Below are 1,354 nucleotides of genomic sequence, written 5' to 3'. Positions count from 1 at the left end.
GTGTGGTGTACTCTGGGCTAGGACCCGTTCCTGTTACGGCATCTCCCCCCTGCAAGACCAGAGCGGTGGGGAATCGAGAGGCTGTGGTGCGCGCGCCCAGCTCAATGCCTGTAACCTGTACGGCCGTTGGAAACGTCCATGTCAGCACCACCGCATCACCTCCGGTGCTCCAGTAGCAGCCTGTGGCCGTGTTGTTGTCAGACAGGTTGGTCAGCGGACCCGTGGGGGCCGCACTCGCCGTCAGCGTGGCCGCCGCATCGACGCGCGTGGCGCCGTCGAACAGGTGAAACTCAGACAGCTCAAGCGTGGACAGCGTGGGGGCCGTCATCAGCTTGGCACGCCAATATTTGTGTGCGGCCACGGCGTTACCTCCAGGGGCCGGTCACATCAACCGCGAGGGAGTTGAAACCCGACGCACTGGTCATGTTGTTCGGCGCGAGCATGTTCACGCGAGCACGACCATCTGTGTCGTAGAAGATTTGATGCTCGGAGAGTACAGTTTCGGCGCCGAAGTGCAGTGACAACCTGCCCCCCGGTATGTCCGCACGAATGCCTGTTTGCGATTGNGTCGTAGAAGATTTGATGCTCGGAGAGTACAGTTTCGGCGCCGAAGTGCAGTGACAACCTGCCCCCCGGTATGTCCGCACGAATGCCTGTTTGCGATTGCGAGTCCCGCACCATGATCGGCGTGAACGGGACACGTCCATTCACGGTGTTGGGCAAGAAACTAAGGTTGTACGCGGTGTACGGCGAGACTTCTGGTTGTATCGCGGTCCCCGTCCCGTCTACCTTGCGAGGTATCGCGCGCGTTGCTACGTCCGAAGACAGGATGTACTGACCACCGTAGCTTTCCCACACCGAACCTGGCGCGCCGGTCAGCATGGTTGCGTAGGCGTCCCCGGACCGACTATGCGGCACGAGGTCGCCAAAAAAGTAAGCCGCACCACCGTTGGCTGTTGGCCCTCCGGTCGTCACATACGCCGCAGCGTTGAAGTAGAAGGCACGGCTGTCGGCCGCAATCGCCCACGCCACGTCCGCGGAACCAGCCGTGTGAGACTTACCCCAATAGAAACCGCCACTGAGCTGCGCGCTCGTAGGAAAAAGACCTGTGCCGGTAGACACCGCAGTCATATTCTCGTACCCGACCACCCGCGCCGCCGTCGTGCCGGTGTCGTTGACGCGCAGAAACTGCCCGTGGGCCTGCGGGTCGGCCGACTTGTAGACTGCCAAGTTGGTGCCGGTGTAAACCTTCGTCCAGCCAGCCGCAGCCATCTTCACCGTGATTGTGCCGGTGGCTGTGCCGTCAGCTTCAGCAGTTGCCCACCGGATGACGTTCGGTGCCACCGCGGTCACC

The 1,354-nt window shown here is 61.9% G+C and carries 1 protein-coding gene; it reads right to left on the bottom strand.

Annotation, left to right across the window (positions count from 1 at the left end):
- Nucleotides 1–361, bottom strand: a 361-nt coding sequence (locus I6E78_RS18775; RefSeq protein ID WP_231618048.1) for a hypothetical protein, incomplete at its 3' end; no start/stop codon positions are given.
- Nucleotides 362–1,354: the final 993 nt, after the last annotated feature.

Origin of the sequence: Pseudoalteromonas sp. NZS127 (assembly GCF_015864805.1) — a bacterium.
Lineage (GTDB): Bacteria > Pseudomonadota > Gammaproteobacteria > Enterobacterales > Alteromonadaceae > Pseudoalteromonas > Pseudoalteromonas nigrifaciens.
The sequence above is the reverse complement of the archived record's forward strand: the minus strand, read 5'-3'. Positions and strand labels throughout refer to the sequence as shown.